The sequence below is a fragment of the Sulfitobacter guttiformis genome (genome assembly GCF_003610455.1).
Classification (GTDB): domain Bacteria; phylum Pseudomonadota; class Alphaproteobacteria; order Rhodobacterales; family Rhodobacteraceae; genus Sulfitobacter; species Sulfitobacter guttiformis.
This window is the reverse complement of record NZ_RAQK01000002.1, coordinates 636,264-652,908: the sequence shown is the minus strand read 5'-3', so window position 1 is coordinate 652,908 and position 16,645 is coordinate 636,264. Positions and strand designations below refer to the sequence as shown.

At 58.7% G+C, this 16,645-nt stretch carries 22 protein-coding genes; 21 read left to right on the top strand and 1 reads right to left on the bottom strand.

The window, feature by feature from the left end:
* Window positions 1–103: 103 nt before the first annotated feature.
* Window positions 104–673, top strand: coding sequence for a YceI family protein (locus C8N30_RS15765; RefSeq protein WP_025061830.1), 570 nt, complete (start codon window positions 104–106; stop codon window positions 671–673).
* Window positions 674–758: 85 nt separating this feature from the next.
* Here the strand turns inward: C8N30_RS15765 and C8N30_RS15760 are convergent, their stop codons facing one another.
* Window positions 759–1,961: a cytochrome b/b6 domain-containing protein gene (locus tag C8N30_RS15760; protein ID WP_025061831.1), complete on the bottom strand. Its 1,203-nt coding sequence runs from the start codon at window positions 1,959–1,961 to the stop codon at window positions 759–761.
* A gap of 150 nt (window positions 1,962–2,111) precedes the next feature.
* On the opposite strand from C8N30_RS15760, the gene fabD reads away from it, so the two are divergent.
* The 20 genes from fabD to C8N30_RS15660 all read left to right on the top strand — a co-directional run bounded on the left by fabD (window position 2,112) and on the right by C8N30_RS15660 (window position 16,631).
* Entirely contained in the window at window positions 2,112–3,044 is a 933-nt protein-coding gene (gene fabD, locus C8N30_RS15755; protein ID WP_025061832.1) for an ACP S-malonyltransferase, read from the top strand.
* The gene (locus C8N30_RS15750) at window positions 3,034–3,594 is read left to right on the top strand and encodes a hypothetical protein (protein ID WP_147419718.1); all 561 of its coding nucleotides are present in this window, start codon (window positions 3,034–3,036) and stop codon (window positions 3,592–3,594) included. Before fabD ends, C8N30_RS15750 begins: the two co-directional genes overlap by 11 nt.
* Window positions 3,595–3,607: 13 nt before the next feature.
* Window positions 3,608–4,345, top strand: coding sequence for a 3-oxoacyl-[acyl-carrier-protein] reductase (gene fabG / locus C8N30_RS15745; RefSeq protein WP_025061834.1), 738 nt, complete (start codon window positions 3,608–3,610; stop codon window positions 4,343–4,345).
* Between the two features lie 207 nt (window positions 4,346–4,552).
* Complete coding sequence (locus C8N30_RS15740; protein WP_005852881.1) at window positions 4,553–4,786, top strand: acyl carrier protein; 234 nt, start codon at window positions 4,553–4,555, stop codon at window positions 4,784–4,786.
* A gap of 189 nt (window positions 4,787–4,975) precedes the next feature.
* Complete coding sequence (locus C8N30_RS15735; RefSeq protein WP_025061835.1) at window positions 4,976–5,509, top strand: GNAT family N-acetyltransferase; 534 nt, start codon at window positions 4,976–4,978, stop codon at window positions 5,507–5,509.
* A gap of 267 nt (window positions 5,510–5,776) precedes the next feature.
* Window positions 5,777–7,036: a beta-ketoacyl-ACP synthase II gene (gene fabF, locus C8N30_RS15730; RefSeq protein WP_025061836.1), complete on the top strand. Its 1,260-nt coding sequence runs from the start codon at window positions 5,777–5,779 to the stop codon at window positions 7,034–7,036.
* Window positions 7,037–8,227 (top strand): endolytic transglycosylase MltG, encoded by a 1,191-nt coding sequence (mltG, locus tag C8N30_RS15725; RefSeq protein WP_025061837.1) that lies wholly within the window; start codon window positions 7,037–7,039, stop codon window positions 8,225–8,227.
* Window positions 8,228–8,399: 172 nt separating this feature from the next.
* The gene (locus C8N30_RS15720) at window positions 8,400–8,750 is read left to right on the top strand and encodes a hypothetical protein (protein ID WP_025061838.1); all 351 of its coding nucleotides are present in this window, start codon (window positions 8,400–8,402) and stop codon (window positions 8,748–8,750) included.
* Window positions 8,659–10,029 (top strand): terminase large subunit domain-containing protein, encoded by a 1,371-nt coding sequence (locus C8N30_RS15715; protein WP_198021491.1) that lies wholly within the window; start codon window positions 8,659–8,661, stop codon window positions 10,027–10,029. Before C8N30_RS15720 ends, C8N30_RS15715 begins: the two co-directional genes overlap by 92 nt.
* Before the next feature lie 177 nt (window positions 10,030–10,206).
* Window positions 10,207–11,376, top strand: coding sequence for a phage portal protein (locus tag C8N30_RS15710; RefSeq protein ID WP_025061840.1), 1,170 nt, complete (start codon window positions 10,207–10,209; stop codon window positions 11,374–11,376).
* Entirely contained in the window at window positions 11,369–11,596 is a 228-nt protein-coding gene (locus C8N30_RS15705; RefSeq protein ID WP_025061841.1) for a GTA head formation protein, RCAP_rcc01685 family, read from the top strand. The genes C8N30_RS15710 and C8N30_RS15705 overlap by 8 nt, the downstream gene beginning before the upstream one ends.
* A gap of 30 nt (window positions 11,597–11,626) precedes the next feature.
* A complete protein-coding gene (locus tag C8N30_RS15700; protein ID WP_084273659.1) occupies window positions 11,627–12,262 on the top strand; it encodes an HK97 family phage prohead protease in 636 nt (211 codons plus the stop codon).
* Window positions 12,259–13,428 carry a phage major capsid protein gene (locus C8N30_RS15695; RefSeq protein WP_025061843.1) on the top strand — a complete coding sequence of 390 codons (1,170 nt, stop codon included), beginning with the start codon at window positions 12,259–12,261 and terminating at the stop codon, window positions 13,426–13,428. The genes C8N30_RS15700 and C8N30_RS15695 overlap by 4 nt, the downstream gene beginning before the upstream one ends.
* Before the next feature lie 179 nt (window positions 13,429–13,607).
* Entirely contained in the window at window positions 13,608–14,207 is a 600-nt protein-coding gene (locus C8N30_RS15690; protein ID WP_025061844.1) for a head-tail connector protein, read from the top strand.
* Entirely contained in the window at window positions 14,204–14,542 is a 339-nt protein-coding gene (locus C8N30_RS15685) for a phage head closure protein (protein ID WP_025061845.1), read from the top strand. Before C8N30_RS15690 ends, C8N30_RS15685 begins: the two co-directional genes overlap by 4 nt.
* The gene (locus C8N30_RS15680) at window positions 14,539–14,949 is read left to right on the top strand and encodes a DUF3168 domain-containing protein (RefSeq protein WP_025061846.1); all 411 of its coding nucleotides are present in this window, start codon (window positions 14,539–14,541) and stop codon (window positions 14,947–14,949) included. The genes C8N30_RS15685 and C8N30_RS15680 overlap by 4 nt, the downstream gene beginning before the upstream one ends.
* Before the next feature lie 66 nt (window positions 14,950–15,015).
* Window positions 15,016–15,447, top strand: coding sequence for a phage major tail protein, TP901-1 family (locus C8N30_RS15675; RefSeq protein WP_025061847.1), 432 nt, complete (start codon window positions 15,016–15,018; stop codon window positions 15,445–15,447).
* Entirely contained in the window at window positions 15,447–15,761 is a 315-nt protein-coding gene (locus C8N30_RS15670) for a gene transfer agent family protein (RefSeq protein WP_025061848.1), read from the top strand. The genes C8N30_RS15675 and C8N30_RS15670 overlap by 1 nt, the downstream gene beginning before the upstream one ends.
* Window positions 15,758–15,979, top strand: coding sequence for a rcc01693 family protein (locus tag C8N30_RS15665; protein WP_025061849.1), 222 nt, complete (start codon window positions 15,758–15,760; stop codon window positions 15,977–15,979). Before C8N30_RS15670 ends, C8N30_RS15665 begins: the two co-directional genes overlap by 4 nt.
* Window positions 15,969–16,631, top strand: coding sequence for a phage tail tape measure protein (locus C8N30_RS15660; protein ID WP_025061850.1), 663 nt, complete (start codon window positions 15,969–15,971; stop codon window positions 16,629–16,631). Before C8N30_RS15665 ends, C8N30_RS15660 begins: the two co-directional genes overlap by 11 nt.
* The last annotated feature ends 14 nt before the right edge of the window (window positions 16,632–16,645 follow it).

Sequence of the window (16,645 nt, the reverse complement as noted above, 5' to 3'; positions counted from 1 at the left end):
TTGGTTCGCTAGCGCGCAGAACGTGTTTAATACTACGGGATTGAGATTTTTGCATTTTACCACGATTAAAGGAGCATATTCAAACCAACCGGAGACATCACAAATGAAATCCCTTGTTCTTGCCGCTTTGCTGTCCGCCGCCGCCACAGGCGCAATGGCCGCAGAAAAATATGTACTTGATGCCAGCCACAGCCAAGTGCTGTTTTCCTACAATCACCTTGGTTTTTCGACAACTCACGGCATGTTTTCGGGGTTTGAGGGCGAGATCATGTTTGATCAGGAAGACCCTGCCAATTCCACAGTGAGCGTGTCGATGCCGACGAAATCAATGTTCACCGGCTGGGAAGCCCGTGACGAGCATTTCATGTCTGATGATTTCTTCGGTGCTACCGATGAAGATATGATCACCTTCACTTCGACCTCGATCGAAGTAACGGGCGACAACACTGCCAACATCACTGGCGACCTGACAATGAACGACATCACCAAATCTGTCGTTCTGGCCGCAAACCTCAATCAGGCCTCCGAGCACCCGATGGCAAACAAGCCATGGGCCGGATTTAACGCAACGACAACGCTGCTACGCTCCGACTTTGGTGTGGACCAGTTTGCGCCGTTTGTTGGTGACGAAATTTCAGTGATGATTTCACTTGAGGCGATGAAGGCCGAATAAGCCTGACACCACCGAATCAAAGGGCCGCAGAATTTCCATATTCTGCGGCCCTTTTTTTATGCAGGTGCGGTAATGTGTCTTGAAGCTATTGGGAATTTGCGCGTGTCGCCGTCAAGGCAACTGCTACGTCCACAGCAAATGCCAACGAACTCTCATCTGGCATGTTCGTCCCCACACCGAAATCGAGGCGATTCAGTTGAAGCTGCGCGGACATCTCGGCCGCATCACCGTTTACGGACAGGCGGAACGGCAGGCGTACCGGTAGAGTGACACCTTTTACGGTGAGGGTGCCTTCTGCCACATATCCGTCAATCATGGTTGTAATGTCGGCGGCAAAAGTTGCTGTCTCGAACTGTGTCGCATCAAAAAAGTCGGGGCCCATCGCCTGACCCGTAACCGAGCCGAGCGTGAGGGACCCGATGGCGATGACCACTTCGACCGTGCCCGAGGGACCTACGCTTATGGTTGGATCGAAACTGATGTCGGCGGTCCAGTCGGCAAAACTGCCCTCGACGGTCGAGCCGAACTGCGTCACCGCAATAGCTATGCTGCCTTCCTGCACGGTCCAGTCGGACGCGACATCGGCAAGAGTCGCGGCTTGTGCACCCTCATCCGCCGTGTAGACGCCAATCAGGTTCCCGCCTGCCAGAACAGCGGCCCAGATGGCAAGCGCGGCGACCAGTGGGGTGCGGGCGTGGCGCGTTGCGGGCAAATTTGCAAGCTCGGGCGCGCCGGTGATTATCCGGCGCAGGGTGGCGTCCTTATCTATAAAGTGGTGCTTGAGCGCGCCTGCAATGTGCAGCAGGAGTGACACGATCATCACCTTTCCGAACACCCAGTGAAGCCCGCCGAAAAATGCCGCGACACCTTCGGATTTTGGCACCATGGGCAGGGACTGTCCCAGCGGCCACCAGATCGGCGCGAACCCTGATGTAGCAGCGTGATGGATCCAGCCCGACAGCGGTGCCAGCACAAGCGAGCCATAAAGCAGCCAATGCGCGGTTTCGGCCAGAAAGTTCTCGATACGCCGCTCAGGGTGCAGGGATGCGGGCTTGGGCTGGGAGAGCGCCCAAAGAATGCGCAAAAGCGCCACGAAAAACACAGTAACGCCAAGAGTTTTGTGCAGCGAGAACAGCCACGCCTTCTGCGCAAGCTGCGCGGAGGTGTCATAGGGCAAATCCTCGGCAATGAGAGCGACGGGGATCAACGTCATCACAAGCAGGGCGGTGAGCCAGTGAAAGCTGCGGGTAATGCTGCCATAGCGTGTTGTGGTATTGGAAACCGGCATCTTATGCTCCTGACGGGTTTGGTTGAGATGTTCATATGGGAATGCGTAAAGCGGGCCAATGGGAGTTTGGGCACAGGCGTTGTGCGCTCTTGTGAGAAGGGACGCGCTTCGCTAAAACTTGAGACCAATATTAAGGTAAAGGCACAAAACATGAGCACAGCATTCGTATTCCCCGGTCAAGGCGCACAAACCATCGGGATGGGCTATGATCTGGCACAAGCCTATCCGGCGGCCCGTGCCGTGTTCGACGAGGTGGATGACGCCCTCGGGCAAAAGCTGAGTGCGCTGATCTGGGAGGGCGATATTGAAACACTGACCCTGACCGAGAATGCGCAGCCTGCATTGATGGCCACATCCATGGCAGCGATGCGCGCTCTGGAGGCCGAGGGTATTGATGTCACGCGGGCGTCGTTTGTCGCGGGTCACAGTCTGGGCGAATATTCCGCGCTCTGTGCGGCGGGCGTGTTCACGCTGGCAGATACTGCGCGTCTGTTGCAGATCAGGGGCCGTGCCATGCAAAAAGCGGTTCCAGCCGGTGAGGGTGCGATGGCCGCAATTCTGGGACTGTCTGCCGACGATGTAGCAAAGCTGGCTGCTGATGCTGCGCAGGGCGATGTTTGCCAACTTGCGAACGAGAATGACCCGACGCAAAATGTGATTTCCGGCAGCAAGGCTGCGGTGGAGCGTGCAATTGAAATGGCCAAGGGCGCCGGGGCCAAGCGCGCGCTGCCTCTCCCGGTGTCGGCTCCGTTTCATTGTGCGTTGATGCAGCCTGCGGCAGACGAGATGGCGAAGGCCTTAGCCGAGATCGCTATGAGCGAGCCTGTGGTGCCTCTGGTGGCGAATGTTTTGGCCGAGAGCGTTAACAATGCCGCCCCGATTGCGGGTTTGCTGGTGGATCAGGTGACTGGCCGCGTGCGATGGCGCTCCTCGGTGGAGTGGATGGCAGCCAACGGTGTGACGGAATACTGGGAGATTGGCGCGGGAAAAGCGCTGTCGGGGATGATCCGCCGCATCCAGAAGGACGCGGTACTGCGCAATGTGGGTGCGGCGGCGGATGTGAAAGCGGCTGTTGAAAGTTGAAATAAGCAGACGCGCACTTATAACCGGCGCGGCTGCGATGCTGTCAGGCTGCGGAGTGGGCGACAGGGTGACAAGCGTGCGTCAGGGCCTGTTGTTTTATGTCGTCAATGAACGAATGTTGATGCGGGGCAGGGTAATCGGGCGTACGCCTGCAGCCCTTAACGCTGTGTTGGCGCAAAATCCGCAAGTCAGCACACTGGTGTTTCAAGAGATGCAGGCGGCGCATGACAGCGATGCGGTGCGAGAGATGGGATACGACATACGTACACGCGGCCTTGCGACGGAAGTGCAGAGCGATAGCGTTCTTGCAGGTGCTTCTGTCGATTTGTTTATAGCGGGTGCCGCGCGGCGCATGGTGGCAGAGGCCGAGATTGGTGTGGGCGGCGCAGCGAGTTATGCGCGGCGCTTGTATCTGGCGCAGATGCTTGGCAGCGATGCATTTTACGAGTTTGCCTTGCGTGCGGCACCCGCAGGCGGGATACATCTGCTGACACAGACAGAGATCGAGCGCTATGGGCTGCTGACGGAGCCCATCATTCGACTGGAATAAGAAGGGGATTTATATGTTTGATTTAACGGGTAAAAACGCGCTGGTAACCGGGGCATCGGGCGGTATTGGCGCAGATATTGCACGGGCATTGCATGCACAGGGCGCCACAGTCGGTCTTTCGGGTACAAGAGTAGAGCCGCTGGAGGCGCTAGCCGCAGAGCTTGGCAGCCGCGCGCATGTCCTGCCTTGTAACCTGAGCGACATGGACGCCGTGAAGGCATTGCCAAAGCAGGCAACGGATGCCATGGGATCGGTGGATATTTTGGTCAACAACGCAGGGATCACCCGCGATAATCTGTTTATGCGCATGTCTGACGATGAGTGGCAGTCGGTGCTGGATGTGAACCTCACGGCGACTTTCCAGCTGTGCAAAGGGGTGATGCGCGGCATGATGAAGGCCCGCTGGGGCCGGATTGTGAATATCACAAGCATCGTGGGCGCGACAGGCAACCCGGGGCAGGCAAACTATGCCGCATCAAAGGCCGGGATGATCGGTATGGGCAAAAGCCTCGCCTACGAAGTGGCGAGCCGCGGGATTACCGTGAACGCCATTGCACCGGGTTTTATAGCCACCGCGATGACGGACAAACTCACGGATGAGCAGAAATCTGGAATTATGGGACAGATACCTGCAGGCCGTATGGGCACGCCCGACGAGATCGCCAGCGCGGTCGTGTATCTGGCCAGCACCGAGTCCGCGTATGTCACCGGAGCCACCTTGCATGTGAACGGCGGTATGGCCATGTTGTAACGACATGTGTGAAATGATTTGCGTAACTACCTCCATATGCTAAAGGAGGCGCAGATTTACCACGCGGGTTCTTGCATGTGACCCGCGCCTTGTGAAAACAAGGGAAACGAGCCGCCCCCGTGTAGGGGCACCAGTCGGCCTCTCGCGTAGCGGGGTGGCGGATACCCAAAAAGGGGCTGTTAAGCCCAATGAGTAAGGACGAATAGTATGAGCGACGTCGCAGACCGCGTTAAAAAGATCGTTGTCGAGCACCTTGGTGTTGAAGAAGACAAAGTAGTTGAAAACGCTTCTTTTATTGATGATCTGGGTGCAGACAGCCTCGACACAGTTGAGCTGGTAATGGCATTCGAAGAAGAGTTCGGCATCGAGATCCCCGATGACGCAGCGGAGAACATCCAGACCTTCGGCGACGCGGTCAAGTTCATCAAAGAAGCTTCTTAAGCTCTCTTTCGCTGAATTTTCCAGCGGTTAAATACTTAAACGGCGCCTCGCTTTGCGGAATGGCGCCGTTTTTGATTCTTGAGGGAATTGGTTCTTGTGGCGGGTTGCCTCCTGACGTCATTCTGGCCGCTCAGGTGCCTTTAGGCGCCGAAGATTGCAGTCCCGATCCAGCTTAAGGTCAAACGTGCTATGTCCCGCAACATTCCGACAATAAATACTCCTCGTGTGACCCTGCGGGGCATGCGGCGCGAGGATTTCGAGCGGTATGCGGCGATCTGGGCCAATCCCGAGGTCGTGAGCCACATCAGCGGCAAGCCGTGGCCGCGCGCGCGCAGCTGGGATTCGTTTTTGCGCAATGCCGGGCACTGGCAGATTGCGGGATTTGGCCAATGGGCTGTTCAGATCAGAGGCTATGCCGAAATGGCGGGGCAAGCGGGCTTTTTCTTTGGCTCAAGGGGGTTAGGCGATGATTTCGATCCCTATCCGGAGGCTGCGTGGTTGCTGGACCCTGCGTTTCAGGGGCAGGGTTACGGGATGGATGCTGCGGCGGCGGCTCATGATTGGTTCGACCGCGTTGTGGCGGGGCGTACTGTTTGTGTGGTTACGCCCGAGAACGAAAGCTCACTGCGGATATCGACTGCGCTGGGGTATGTGCCTTTGCGCCATGTCACGACCGAGGGTGAATCGGTTTTGCTGATGACCCGCAAAGGTCCGCCGGTTTGAGCCGTCCCACGTTGGTGCAGCGATAGCGGCGCTATCTAGGCACGACTATTCCGGCGCTGGTTCTGCCTGTGGTTGCCCGCGTATTTTTAGGGATCTGCAGGCTCGGGCGTCTATATCCTTGTCCCGAAGCTTGCGGCAGCTTTAGTCCGGAAATGTTGCTGTTAGCCTTTCGGGGTAATTCTGCCGGTCTGGCGCCCGAGACTTGAACAATGGGCCGCCTGCAAGGTATAGCCAAATCAAGCACGAGCACACAAAAGGGCAGGGCATATGCGCAGAGTTGTCGTTACAGGACTGGGTTTGGTTACACCGTTAGCGGACGGAGTCGAGGAAAGCTGGAAGCGGATCCTTGACTGTCAGTCGGGTGCGGGGCCCATTACCGGCTTTGACGCGAGCCGCTGCGTCACGCAGTATGCCTGCGAGGTGCCCTTGGGTGATGGGACGGATGGTACATTTAACGCCGACAAATATATGGAGCCCAAGGACCAGCGAAAGGTCGATACTTTTATCATGTTCGGTCTGGCCGCCGCACAACAGGCCGTCGAGGATGCCGGATGGCAACCCACGGATCGCGAGAGCCTTGAACGCACAGGCGTGCTCATCGGCTCTGGTATTGGGGGACTGAATTCGATTGCGAACACCGCCGTGATGATGGCCGAGAAGGGCCCCAAACGGGTCAGCCCGTTCTTTGTGCCTGGTGCGCTGATCAACCTGATCTCTGGACAGGTCTCGATCCGCTACGGTTTCAAGGGGCCGAACCATTCTGTGGTTACGGCTTGTTCCACCGGCGCGCATGCAATTGGTGATGCCAGCCGTCTGATCATGTTCGGGGATGCGGATGTGATGGTGGCGGGCGGCGCGGAAGCGGCAATTTGCGAAATAGGGATTGCGGGCTTCAACGCGTGCAAAGCGCTGAGCACCAAGCGCGGCGATGACCCCAAAAAAGCCAGCCGCCCCTATGATACGGACCGCGACGGTTTCGTCATGGGCGAGGGCGCAGGGATTGTCGTGCTAGAGGAATATGAGCATGCAAAAGCGCGTGGCGCAAAAATTTATGCCGAGGTGATCGGCTATGGACTGTCTGGCGATGCCTACCACATCACCGCACCTTCCGAGGATGGCGAAGGTGGAGAGCGGTCCATGCGCTCTGCGCTGCGCCACGCCGGGCTGGAGCCCAGGGACATCGACTATATCAACGCGCATGGCACATCGACCATGGCGGACACCATCGAATTGGGCGCTGTGGAGCGGATGATGGGGGAGCATGCGGGCAAAGTAACGATGTCCTCGACCAAGTCTGCAACGGGCCATTTGTTGGGGGCTGCGGGGGCGATAGAAGCGATTTTTTCGATCCTTGCGATCCGTGACCAGATTGCGCCGCCGACGATCAACCTTGATAACTTGGCGGTCGAGACGAAGATTGATCTGGCTGCAAACGCACCCGTCAAGCGCGAGATCAAGGTGGCGCTGAGCAATTCATTCGGTTTTGGTGGAACCAACGCGAGCGTGCTTTTCGGGAAGGTTGATTAGATGTGGCGTCACATCGCGGCCAATGCCATGACATTTCTAGTGGTTGCGCTGTTTTTAGTTGGTGGCGTGATTATATGGGGCAAGGCCCAGTATGATACGCCAGGCCCGCTAACCGAAGCGGTTTGTGTGCAGGTCAAAAGCGGGAGTAACATGCGCCGTGTCAGCAAGGATCTGGCGGATCAGGGAGCAGTCACTTCTGCCGCCATTCTGCGGATTGGTGCGGATTACGAAGACAAGACTGGCGAGTTGAAAGCTGGAAGTTTCCTGATCGAGCCAAACGCGACGATGAAAGACATTGTGGATGTAATCACGCGCGGCGGGGCAAGCACCTGTGGCACCGAGATTGTCTACCGCATTGGGGTGACGCGTGTAAGTGTTCAGGTGCGTGAGCTGGATCCAGCGACTAACCGTTTTGACGAGCTTGCGACCTATACGTTGGGCGAGGATGAAGTGCCTGCGGAATATGAGGAAACCCGTGACAAGGCGGATGTCCGGTTCCGTATTGCCGTGGCGGAAGGTGTGACAAGCTGGCAGGTGGTGAGTGCCATTTCCAACATGGATATTATGGACGGTCCGGCGCCTGCAGTGCCTGCCGAGGGTGCATTGGCACCGGATAGCTATGAGGTGCGAAAGGGCGATGATCGCGGTGCACTCCTCGCGCGGATGCAAGCTGCGCAGGAGACATTGCTCGCCGCTGCGTGGGAAGCGCGGGCCGATGACTTGCCGATCAATTCCCCTGAGGAGCTGCTGATACTAGCTTCTATTGTGGAGAAGGAAACCGGTGTCGCAGACGAACGGCGTCAGGTGGCGAGTGTGTTTGTTAACCGGATCAACCAGGGTATGCGGCTTCAAACTGACCCAACGGTGATTTATGGCATTACCCGTGGCGAAGGCGTGTTGGGCCGCGGATTGCGGCGCAGCGAGTTGCGCGGCGAAACGCCTTACAACACCTATGTCATTCCGGGTCTGCCGCCCACGCCGATTGCCAACCCTGGACGGGCAAGCCTGATGGCAGCAGCGCAACCTGACGAGACTCCGTATATTTTCTTTGTGGCGGATGGTACCGGCGGGCATGCTTTTGCGGTTACCCTCGACGAGCACAACCGAAACGTTGCTGCGTGGCGCAAGATCGAAGCGGAGCAAGGCGCTGCTGCGGCGGGCAATGCTTCAACCGGTGGCGGGACCGACTGATATCGTCCTTGCCGTTGCGTCTGAGGAGTGCGCAGACGTGACGCAGCGTTCATAGTGATCTGATAGACCAAGTCTCATGCTAGGAGATTTGGGGGGCGGCCCCGGCACTCAGGTGGGGCCGCTTTTTCATGTCTTTCGATTGGAGGAATCCGAGCGAAAGGACCGATAACTAATGACAACCCAACCGGTGCCACAACTTGACGAGTTGGCCCATGCGGAGGCGATGTATGCTTCCGTTCAGGTCACCCTTGCCGAGTTACGAGAAGCGTTAGAGAGCCTGAAGAAACGGGCCATAGCCGGAGAGGAAATCGATGCAACGGCGTCTGCCAAAACTTTTGTCCAACTTACGGATGCGGTCGGGCGGTGCCAAAAAGCGGGATTGATCTTGAATGACTGCCGAAACAGAAAAGCCGGAATTGCGCGGGGCGGCTATGCCCTCGACATGGACAAAGCGCGGGTTGATATCGGGTGCAAGCTTGATCAGCTCCGCTGCGCCATCGATCCAGGAGGGGTTCCTGAATGAACTCGACGAGGGGGAGCTTCGCGCTCTCCCTTACCTTTTTGATTTTTGGGCAATGCCACACCAATTGCCCCCCGAAGGCAATTGGCGGTCTTGGGTGATTATGGGGGGGCGTGGCGCGGGTAAGACCCGTGCGGGTGCAGAGTGGGTGCGCAGTTTGATGGAGGGTTCCCGACCTTTGGATGCGGGGCGATGCGCCCGTCTGGCGTTGGTGGGTGAGACCATTGAGCAGGTGCGCGAAGTGATGATTTTCGGCGATAGCGGGATACTGGCTTGTTCACCTGCGGATCGGCGGCCTGATTGGGAGGCTACGCGAAAGCGTCTGGTATGGCCAAATGGTGCTGTAGCTACAGTTCATTCCGCACATGACCCCGAGGGGCTGCGGGGCCCGCAGTTCGATGCGGCATGGGTTGACGAGTTGGCCAAGTGGAAAAAGGCGCAAGACACGTGGGATATGCTGCAATTTGCGCTGCGGCTGGGCGAGCGTCCGCAGGTCTGTGTCACGACGACGCCGCGCAATGTGGATGTGTTGAAAACACTGCTAAAATCGCCATCTACAGTTGTGACGCATGCAGCGACCGAGGCGAACCGTGCGCATCTTGCCGCATCATTTTTGGAGGAAGTGCGGGCGCGGTACCGCGGTACACGACTTGGACGTCAGGAGTTGGACGGTGTTTTATTGTCAGATGCGGAGGGGGCGCTGTGGACATCTGCCATGCTGGAGGCGAACCGTGCAACTGACGTGCCTCAGCTGGACCGAATTGTCGTGGCCGTGGACCCTGCGACGACGTCCGGGGCCTCTGCGGATGAGTGCGGAATTGTTGTAGCCGGCGTACAATGCAGTGGGTCGCCGCAGGACTGGCGCGCTTTTGTGCTGGCTGATTGCACTGTAACGGGCATGGGGCCGAGCGGTTGGGCGCAGGCCGCGATCGCGGCGATGCAGCGCTTTGGCGCTGACCGGCTGGTGGCTGAGGTTAATCAAGGGGGGCAGATGGTGCGGGAGGTTATCCGGCAAGTAGACCCGCTAGTCCCATATAAAGGTGTTCATGCGACGCGTGGCAAGGTTGCGAGGGCCGAACCGGTGGCCGCGCTATATGAGCAGGGACGCGTGCGCCATGTGGCAGGCCTCGATCAACTTGAGGATCAGATGTGCCGGATGACGCGGCGCGGATACGAGGGCAGCGGATCACCCGACCGAGTTGATGCACTTGTCTGGGCCTTACACGAATTGATGATAGAGCCCGCCGCGACATGGCGGCAGCCGGGCGTGCGGATACTGTAAAAGCTTGGGGATATAATGCGAGAAAGGGGGCCTTTGGCCCCTTTTTTGTTGGCGTGGAGGGTGTTGCGCAGCAAGCGAGCGGTCTGGTCCGGCAGGTTTAATCCTTTGGTGGCAGTTTGTTTTCAAGAGCGATGGGGCAGCGGTGCTGTCACGGGACATGGGATGAGGAGAGCATGGGTGTTTGATTTTCTGAAGCGCGGTACGGTTGAAGTAGCGGAGGCCAAGGCCTCTGCGACAGGGCGTGTTGTGGGAGTGCAGACGTGGGGGCGTGTCGCATGGAGCCCGCGCGACACGGTATCGCTGACGCGGACTGGATTTGCTGGCAATCCGGTCGGGTTCCGCTCGGTCAAGCTGATTGCGGAAGCAGCGGCGGCGCTGCCTTTGGTGCTGCAGGATGCCGAGCAGCGGTTTGACAAGCATCCTGTGCTGGGGCTGATCACTCGTCCGAATGGCGCACAAGGGCGGGCGGAGCTGCTGGAGGCGCTTTATGCGCAGCTACTGTTGTCTGGCAATGCGTATGTAGAGGCGGTGGGCGCGGATGCGGGTGTGCCGATTGAGCTGCATGTGCTGCGGTCTGACCGGATGTCTGTGGTGCCCGGAGCGGATGGCTGGCCTGTGGCATATGAATATGCGGTGGGCGGGCGCAAGCATCGGTTTGATGCGACACAGGGCACCCCGATTTGTCATGTGCGCAATTTCCATCCGCAAGATGATCATTACGGTTTCAGCCCGATGCAGGCGGCGGCGACGGCGATTGATGTGCACAATTCTGCTTCGCGTTGGAGCAAGGCACTGTTGGATAATGCGGCGCGTCCCTCGGGCGCGATCATCTATAAGGGTGCCGAGGGACAGGGATCATTGAGCACCGAGCAATATGAGCGGTTGGTAAGTGAAATGGAGAGCCACCATCAGGGCGCACGTAATGCGGGGCGGCCCATGCTGTTGGAGGGCGGCCTTGACTGGAAGCCGATGGGTTTCTCGCCGTCGGATATGGAATTCCAGAAGACAAAGGAATCGGCCGCACGCGAGATTGCATTGGCCTTTGGTGTGCCGCCGATGCTGATCGGAATCGCGGGCGATGCGACCTATGCAAACTATCAAGAGGCGCACCGTGCGTTTTACCGTCTTACCGTGCTGCCACTTGCGAGCCGTGTGACGGCTGTTCTGTCGCACTGGCTCTCGGGCTTTACCGGCGAGGTTGTCGAACTCAAGCCGGATCTTGATCAGGTGCCTGCATTGAGTGCCGAACGCGATGCGCAATGGGCGCGTGTTGCAGGTGCGGAATTCCTGACGGAGGCGGAGAAGCGGGTATTGCTGGGCCTTCCGGTGGCTGCGACGGATGAGTGAGCTACCCGTCGAGCGATTTCAATGTGCGCCAGGAATGCGGTTGCAGGCGCATGAGCAGGTAAGTGCCATCCATTTCGCAAATTTAAATATGCGGCTCGATCGGATCGAGATGATGATGGAGCGCTTGGAGCGGCGGCTGTGGCTGGCGGTTTACGGGGTCGCGGCAGTGATTTTGGCGAAAGTAGTGCAGACATTTCTGGAAGTTGCACCGCTGGGCTGAGTTAGGAACAACGGGAGATTATCCATGGATATGAGTAGAAATGACTTCGCACGCAGTGCGGAGGCCGAGCGAGGTTTGTCCAGCTTTTGCGGCGCTCTCGAACGCAAGTTTGTGCAGTTCGACGAGGTCGCAAAGGTTGAGGATGGTGTCGAGATCAAGGGCTATGCCAGCTTTTTCGACGCGGTCGACCAGGGCAATGACGTGGTCCAGCGCGGCGCCTATGGGGCGAGCCTGATGGCGCTGAAGGCGGCGGGCCGCGGGGTTAAGATGCTGTGGCAGCATGATCCGGCGCAGCCGATTGGCGTATGGGACGAGGTGCGCGAGGACGGGCGTGGATTGTTCGTCAAGGGGCGCATTTTGCAGTCTGTCGAGAAGGGGCGCGAGGCAATCGCGCTGATTGAAGCGGGCGCAATTGATGGGCTGTCGATCGGCTACCGCACGGTGAAAGCCGCCAAGAATACCAAGGGCCAGCGGCTCTTGCAGGAACTGGAGCTTTGGGAGGTGTCGCTGGTGACATTCCCGATGCTTCCCAGTGCGCGGGTAGGAGCGAAGGCGGACAGTTTTGTGCGTGTTGGTGACGTCCTGCGCGAGATGGCAGGGGTTTTTGATGCGGCTGCGGCTGACATCTGCTCCTGCGTTGGCAACCAGAAGGGGAACGCAAGATGAGCGATACCAAGGCAGACGTGGCGGGGCTTTCCCCTGCGGATGATGTGCGGCGGGCTGTGACCGGCTTTGTCGCGCAGATGAAAGGCTTTCAGGCCGGAATTGAAACAAAAATTCAACAAACAGAAGAGCGAATGAACATGCTGGACCGTAAAACAATGACTGCTGCACGTACTCCTCTGGCGGGTGCTACGGAGGCGGTTGCGCCGCATAAAAAGGCGTTCAATGCTTATGTGCGTTCTGGCGATGATGACGGGCTGCGCGGCCTGCATCTGGAGGGCAAAGCGCTGTCTTCGGCTGTGAACTCCGATGGTGGCTATCTGGTGGACCCGCAGACATCCGATATTGTGAAATCTGTGCTGAATACCACGGCTTCGATCCGTGCAATTGCATCTGTCGTGAATGTCGAGGCCACGTCTTATGACGTGCTGGTCGATCATTCTGATGTCGGTGCGGGTTGGGCCACCGAGAGCGCGACCGTAGGTGAGAGCGACACGCCGCAGATTGACCGCATTACGGTGCAGTTGCATGAATTGAGCGCGCTGCCAAAAGCGTCACAGCGACTGTTGGATGACAGTGCGTTTGACATCGAGGGTTGGCTTGCAGGGCGTATTGCTGACAAGTTTGCCCGTGCCGAGGCCGGTGCGTTTATTAACGGGGACGGTATCGACAAGCCCAAGGGTTTCCTTGCCCATGCCACCGTTGACAATGATGTCTGGGCCTGGGGAAATTTGGGGTATGTGCCGACGGGCGTTGCGGGGGATGTCACGCCGGATGCCATCGTTGATATGGTTTATGCGCTGGGTGCGCAGTACCGTGCCAATGCGTCTTTTGTGATGAATTCCAAGACTGCTGGTCTGGTGCGCAAGCTCAAGGACATGGATGGACGTTTCTTGTGGTCGGACGGTCTGGCAGCGGGCGAGCCGGCGCGTTTGATGGGATATCCTGTGCTGATCGCCGAAGATATGCCGGATGCGGCGGCGGATGCGTTTGCCATGGCGTTCGGCGATTTTCATGCAGGCTATACCATTGCCGAGCGTCCCGATCTGCGCATCCTGCGCGATCCCTTCAGCGCCAAGCCGCACGTCCTGTTTTACGCAACCAAGCGCGTGGGCGGCGACGTGAGCGATTTCGCCGCGATCAAACTTCTGAAATTCGGTTCAGCCTAAAGCGGTTTGGCCGAAGCCGGAGCGTGTGAATGCTCCGGTCCGGGCGCATGCCCTGGCGACCCTTTGTGTTGTCTAGCTGCTCCCCTCCGACCGAGCAATGCGGAGGTGGGGTATGCGCCCGGAATTTTGGAGCGGCCTGTCGGGGCGGTAATTATACGAGAGTTTGGAAAGGCTTTGGGATGTTGATCGAAGATACAACAGTGCCGGATGCGGCGCTACCGATTGCTGCGTTCAAGGCGCATCTGCGGATGGGAACAGGATTTGGCGAGGACACGTTGCAGGACGCGGTGCTGGGCAGTTTTCTGCGTGCTGCAATGGCAGCAGTCGAGGCGCGCACCGGCAAAGTGCTGATCGAGCGGGAATTCACGCTTGTGGTACACACGCTAGCAGAGTCTTGTGCCCTGCCGCTGACAGTGGCGCCCGTAACGGTGATTGCCGATGTGCAGTTGGTATCCGGAAGTGGCGTTCAAACACTGGTGGATGAAAGCGTATTTTGGTTGGAGCGGGACGGGCATTTGCCGCGCTTGCGGGCACGGGGCGCATGTCTGCCGAGGCTGGCGAGTGGCGGCGAGTTACGCGTACGGTTTCTGGCCGGATATGGCCCCGAGTGGGACGATGTGCCGGCGGATATGCAGCAAGCGGTGCTGATGCTGGCCGCACATTACTATGAGTACCGCCATGATACGGCATTGGCAGCCGGATGTATGCCATTCGGTGTGTCATCATTGATAGAGCGGTTTCGGGTGATGCGGCTGGGTTTGAGCGGAGCGAAGGCATGAGCGCGCCGCGTCTCAACCGTCAGCTGGTGTTGGAGGCGCCCGATGTCTTGAGCGACGGGTCCGGTGGGTACGTGCAGGGCTGGGTGCCACTGGGCACTGTCTGGGCGCAAGTGACGCCGCGCAGCGGGCGGGAGACAGCGCAAAGCGGCGCGCCTGTCAGCCGCATGGGTTTTCGCGTGATTGTGCGCGGAGCGCCTTCGGGCAGCACCAAGCGTCCGGCCGCACAGCAGCGCTTTCGCGACGGCGACCGGATTTTTACCATTGAGGCGGTGGCAGAGCACGACCCAGACGGGCGCTATCTGGCCTGCGCTGTGCAAGAGGAGCAGGTGGTATGAGCTATGCAGTTTCAGGAGCGCTTCAGGCGGCGGTATTCGCTGCGCTGAATGAGGACGTCGCGCTGACAGCTTTGGTGGGCGGGGCGATATACGATGCGGTCCCTGCTGGCGGTGTGCCTGACCTCTATGTGCGCTTGGGCTCGGAGACAGTGCGCGATGCCTCGGACGGGAGTGGCGCGGGGGCGGTTCATTTTCTGAACATTTCGGTGATCACGACCAGTCCCGGATTTGCGAGCGCGAAAGCAGTGGCGGCGGCGGTAAGTGATGCGTTGCATGATGCGAAGCTGGAACTGGCGCGGGGCGCGCTGGTCTCGTTACGTTTTGAGCGCGCATCGGCCCGCCGGATCGATGCGGCCAGTGCTCGCCAGATAGATCTGCGGTTTCGGGCGCGTGTGTCGGATCGCTGACCTTCAGCGTCCCGAACGGACGAGACAAATTCTCAACGCCGTAAGGCAAACTTCAGGAGTATAAAAATGGCTGTTCAAGCAGGTAAGGATCTTTTGGTCAAAGTGGATATGAGCACCGATGGGAATTACGAAACCATCGCGGGATTGCGCGCAACGCGGATCAGCTTCAATGCAGAAGCTGTCGATGTAACGGCCCTCGATAGCGAGGGCGGTTGGCGCGAGTTGCTGGCAGGGGCCGGCGTGCGCTCGGCTGCGATCAGCGGTTCAGGGGTTTTTCGCGATGCCGCCACTGACGAGCGTGCGCGTCAGCTTCTCTTTGACGGTCTAACGCCAAATTTTCAGGTCGTTATTCCGCAATTCGGGATTGTTGAGGGGCCTTTTCAAGTGACCTCCCTTGAATATGCGGGCCAGCTCAACGGAGAGGCGACATACGAGTTGTCGTTGGCTTCGGCGGGTGAGTTGCAGTTCATCCCTTACGTCGATGCGGTTGTAGAATAATGGAAAACCGCTGGAGGGGTGAAGTGGTGCTGGTCGTGGATGGCCAGCACCAAAGAATGCGGCTGACATTGGGGGCATTGGCCGAGTTGGAGGAGGATCTCGCGGAGCCATCGCTGATGGCGCTGGTGCAGAGGTTCGAGGGGGCGTCATTCAGCACGCGAGATGTCCTTGCCCTGCTGTGCGCAGGCTTGCGGGGCGGCGGGGTGCAAATGGACCCTGACAGGCTGGCAACTGCCGAGATTGGTGGCGGGCCGATGCGGGCGGCACAAGCGGCGGCAGAGTTACTGGCGCGGGCGTTTGTGGTGGAGGCATGAAGTGGGTCGTTGCCAGCGGGTTTGACTGGCCCGCGCTTATGCGGGCGGGATTGCACGGGCTGGGCCTTACGCCGGATGTTTTCTGGGCGCTAACGCCTGCGGAATTGCAGGTGATGCTGGGAGCAAAGGCAGGCACTAGCCCGATGTTGAGCGAAGGTCTGGCGGCGTTGATGGCCGCCTATCCGGACAAGATAAAGGATCAAGATGATGACAGATGAAAGTTTCGACGATCTGGCAAGTGATGCTCAAACGCTTAACCAGACGCTGGCGCAGACGGGTGTGCTGGTGTCCGGGTTCGACAGCGAGCTACGGCGGATGAGCACATCGCTGGCAGCGACAGGTAAGGATGTCGCGACCTTGGAAAAAGGGTTGAGCCGCGGTTTGCGAAAGGCTTTTGATGGTGTGGTATTCGACGGCATGAAACTGTCGGACGCGTTGAGTTCAGTAGCGCAGTCATTATCAAACAGCGCCTACAATGCTGCCATCAGGCCGGTGACGGATCATTTCGGCGGATTATTGACCCAAGGAATTGGCAGTTTGGTGCAGGGGATTTTGCCTTTTGCCAACGGTGCGCCGTTCAGTGCGGGGCGTGTCATGCCGTTTGCGGATGGCGGAGTTGTGTCACAGGCAACCCATTTCGGCATGCGAGGCGGCATGGGCGTTATGGGCGAGGCCGGACCGGAGGCGATCATGCCGTTGGCACGCGGGCCGGATGGCAAGTTGGGCGTGCGCGCAGGCAGTGGGGGCGGTGGTGCCGCAACGGTGGTGATGAATATTACCACGCCTGATGTTGCGGGTTTCCAGCGTTCGCGCGGCCAGATCGCAGCACAGATGAGCCGTGCGCTGAGCGCTGGCCAGAAAAATCGGTAAAAGAGGGGGAGCAG

What these genes read in the sequence shown, in the direction of transcription:
- C8N30_RS15670 (WP_025061848.1), top strand. Translation starts at nt 15,447, where the DNA reads ATGGAAAACCGCTGGAGGGGTGAAGTGGTGCTGGTCGTGGATGGCCAG.
- fabD (WP_025061832.1), top strand. Translation starts at nt 2,112, where the DNA reads ATGAGCACAGCATTCGTATTCCCCGGTCAAGGCGCACAAACCATCGGG.
- C8N30_RS15665 (WP_025061849.1), top strand. Translation starts at nt 15,758, where the DNA reads ATGAAGTGGGTCGTTGCCAGCGGGTTTGACTGGCCCGCGCTTATGCGG.
- C8N30_RS15740 (WP_005852881.1), top strand. Translation starts at nt 4,553, where the DNA reads ATGAGCGACGTCGCAGACCGCGTTAAAAAGATCGTTGTCGAGCACCTT.
- C8N30_RS15660 (WP_025061850.1), top strand. Translation starts at nt 15,969, where the DNA reads ATGACAGATGAAAGTTTCGACGATCTGGCAAGTGATGCTCAAACGCTT.
- C8N30_RS15680 (WP_025061846.1), top strand. Translation starts at nt 14,539, where the DNA reads ATGAGCTATGCAGTTTCAGGAGCGCTTCAGGCGGCGGTATTCGCTGCG.
- fabG (WP_025061834.1), top strand. Translation starts at nt 3,608, where the DNA reads ATGTTTGATTTAACGGGTAAAAACGCGCTGGTAACCGGGGCATCGGGC.
- C8N30_RS15715 (WP_198021491.1), top strand. Translation starts at nt 8,659, where the DNA reads ATGCCCTCGACATGGACAAAGCGCGGGTTGATATCGGGTGCAAGCTTG.
- C8N30_RS15720 (WP_025061838.1), top strand. Translation starts at nt 8,400, where the DNA reads ATGACAACCCAACCGGTGCCACAACTTGACGAGTTGGCCCATGCGGAG.
- C8N30_RS15760 (WP_025061831.1), bottom strand. Translation starts at nt 1,961, where the DNA reads ATGCCGGTTTCCAATACCACAACACGCTATGGCAGCATTACCCGCAGC.
- C8N30_RS15690 (WP_025061844.1), top strand. Translation starts at nt 13,608, where the DNA reads ATGTTGATCGAAGATACAACAGTGCCGGATGCGGCGCTACCGATTGCT.
- fabF (WP_025061836.1), top strand. Translation starts at nt 5,777, where the DNA reads ATGCGCAGAGTTGTCGTTACAGGACTGGGTTTGGTTACACCGTTAGCG.
- mltG (WP_025061837.1), top strand. Translation starts at nt 7,037, where the DNA reads ATGTGGCGTCACATCGCGGCCAATGCCATGACATTTCTAGTGGTTGCG.
- C8N30_RS15735 (WP_025061835.1), top strand. Translation starts at nt 4,976, where the DNA reads ATGTCCCGCAACATTCCGACAATAAATACTCCTCGTGTGACCCTGCGG.
- C8N30_RS15685 (WP_025061845.1), top strand. Translation starts at nt 14,204, where the DNA reads ATGAGCGCGCCGCGTCTCAACCGTCAGCTGGTGTTGGAGGCGCCCGAT.
- C8N30_RS15700 (WP_084273659.1), top strand. Translation starts at nt 11,627, where the DNA reads ATGAGTAGAAATGACTTCGCACGCAGTGCGGAGGCCGAGCGAGGTTTG.
- C8N30_RS15765 (WP_025061830.1), top strand. Translation starts at nt 104, where the DNA reads ATGAAATCCCTTGTTCTTGCCGCTTTGCTGTCCGCCGCCGCCACAGGC.
- C8N30_RS15675 (WP_025061847.1), top strand. Translation starts at nt 15,016, where the DNA reads ATGGCTGTTCAAGCAGGTAAGGATCTTTTGGTCAAAGTGGATATGAGC.
- C8N30_RS15705 (WP_025061841.1), top strand. Translation starts at nt 11,369, where the DNA reads ATGAGTGAGCTACCCGTCGAGCGATTTCAATGTGCGCCAGGAATGCGG.
- C8N30_RS15695 (WP_025061843.1), top strand. Translation starts at nt 12,259, where the DNA reads ATGAGCGATACCAAGGCAGACGTGGCGGGGCTTTCCCCTGCGGATGAT.